Source organism: Thermoanaerobacter sp. CM-CNRG TB177 (genome assembly GCF_018588165.1).
GTDB lineage: Bacteria > Bacillota > Thermoanaerobacteria > Thermoanaerobacterales > Thermoanaerobacteraceae > Thermoanaerobacter > Thermoanaerobacter thermocopriae.
Window position 1 is genome coordinate 50,869 of sequence record NZ_JAFCAC010000056.1, and the last position, 1,326, is coordinate 52,194.

2 protein-coding genes are annotated in these 1,326 nt (G+C 33.0%); one reads left to right on the top strand and one right to left on the bottom strand.

Going from position 1 to position 1,326, the window contains the following annotated elements; all coding sequences use genetic code 11:
* Window positions 1–131: 131 nt before the first annotated feature.
* Window positions 132–569: a hypothetical protein gene (locus I4N53_RS06110; protein ID WP_214495851.1), complete on the bottom strand. Its 438-nt coding sequence runs from the start codon at window positions 567–569 to the stop codon at window positions 132–134.
* A 482-nt stretch (window positions 570–1,051) separates the two neighbouring features.
* Here I4N53_RS06110 and I4N53_RS06115 point away from each other — a divergent pair, with 482 nt between their 5' ends.
* Window positions 1,052–1,300 carry a helix-turn-helix domain-containing protein gene (locus I4N53_RS06115; RefSeq protein ID WP_214495852.1) on the top strand — a complete coding sequence of 83 codons (249 nt, stop codon included), beginning with the start codon at window positions 1,052–1,054 and terminating at the stop codon, window positions 1,298–1,300.
* Window positions 1,301–1,326 lie beyond the last annotated feature (26 nt).

Here is a 1,326-nt window from a genome sequence, read left to right on the forward strand (position 1 = left end):
TTTTTTAATTCTCCTCTCATTATATGAACTACAACATATACAATGTTGTCTTCTCCGAACCGGAAAGCCCTATAAAAAGCCCCCTTTTAAAACACTCTTATCTGCCAAGTGTAATAAACAAGTGGTTTGTCTTATTTACCAATTTTTATTTCAAAAACTTCCACCATTGGTGTAAATATAGTAAATGGTAAAATTCCGCTACCATATGGTACAGAGTCAAATCCATATTCAAACCGTACTTTTTCAGCAAAGGGATTTAAGGTATCATAAAAAGTAATCTCTTTACTGACGAGTTCCCCATTTAGTGACCAGTCAGTATAACATCTACCAGTATCTTTATCTGTATTAGGAATATAATACCTTATATAGCCTCGTAGTCTACTCCAACCATTATCATTATAAGCAGAGCTCAACTGAATGTAACCAACGTATTTGTATTGATAGTACTCCGTAGACTTAACTAGATTTGGACCTGACTGATATACAATCGTAGTAATTGCCGCATATGCAGAAGTAGTAAAAGTAACTATCAAAAGAATTACAAACAGGCTTGTTATTTTCTTGTTCATCACCATTCATCTCCTTCTGAAATATTATAAAATTCAGGGGGGCTTTTAATGAACTAATCACGAATTTAAATTATGAGTTATACACATTTATCACAATTTTTTATTTGGTCTATACCTTTTGATAGTCCTCTTCCTTTTTTGTGTATATATTGAACAAAATTGTGTAAAATTTTAAAAATTGTCAGATTCACAGATTAACATCTAATTTTTTGAAATTCGTATTTCATGGAGTTATACTGTATTATGAAAAACTATATAATGTAAGTCTATTGCATCCTCTTCTCCTAATGGTACTACCCCTCTATCTCCTAAGGAACTCAAGAAACAAAATGTAAATAAGATATTAACAATAAAGAAAATAACCAGCAATTTCTTCTTCATTCCATCTTCACCTGCCCTTTACATTTCCTTCTTTTAACTATATAATAGATAATAACCAGGATAATTTCAAGCCGATTTGAATCGGCATGGGGTGTTAAAAAATGGATGGTTTCTATTACGATTTAGAAGCATTTGGTGAAGAACTTAAAAATATTCGCAAATCTTTGGGACTTTCCCAAAGCGATGTTGCTGAACAAGCTTTCATCAGCAGGGATACACTTAGAAAAATTGAAAACGGTAAAGTCATACCCAAACAGGAAACTTTAGATCTTTTGTCCCATCTCTATGAGTGCAAGTCAATTGCATCTTCTTCCCACAGTCAAACAAGGGGGACGGTTCCTTTTATCTGAAAAAATCAGACAGAAGGAACCGTCCC

Bases quoted from the DNA above. Each gene is read 5' to 3' on its own strand.
- I4N53_RS06110 (WP_214495851.1), bottom strand. From the start codon at position 569: ATGAACAAGAAAATAACAAGCCTGTTTGTAATTCTTTTGATAGTTACT.
- I4N53_RS06115 (WP_214495852.1), top strand. From the start codon at position 1,052: ATGGATGGTTTCTATTACGATTTAGAAGCATTTGGTGAAGAACTTAAA.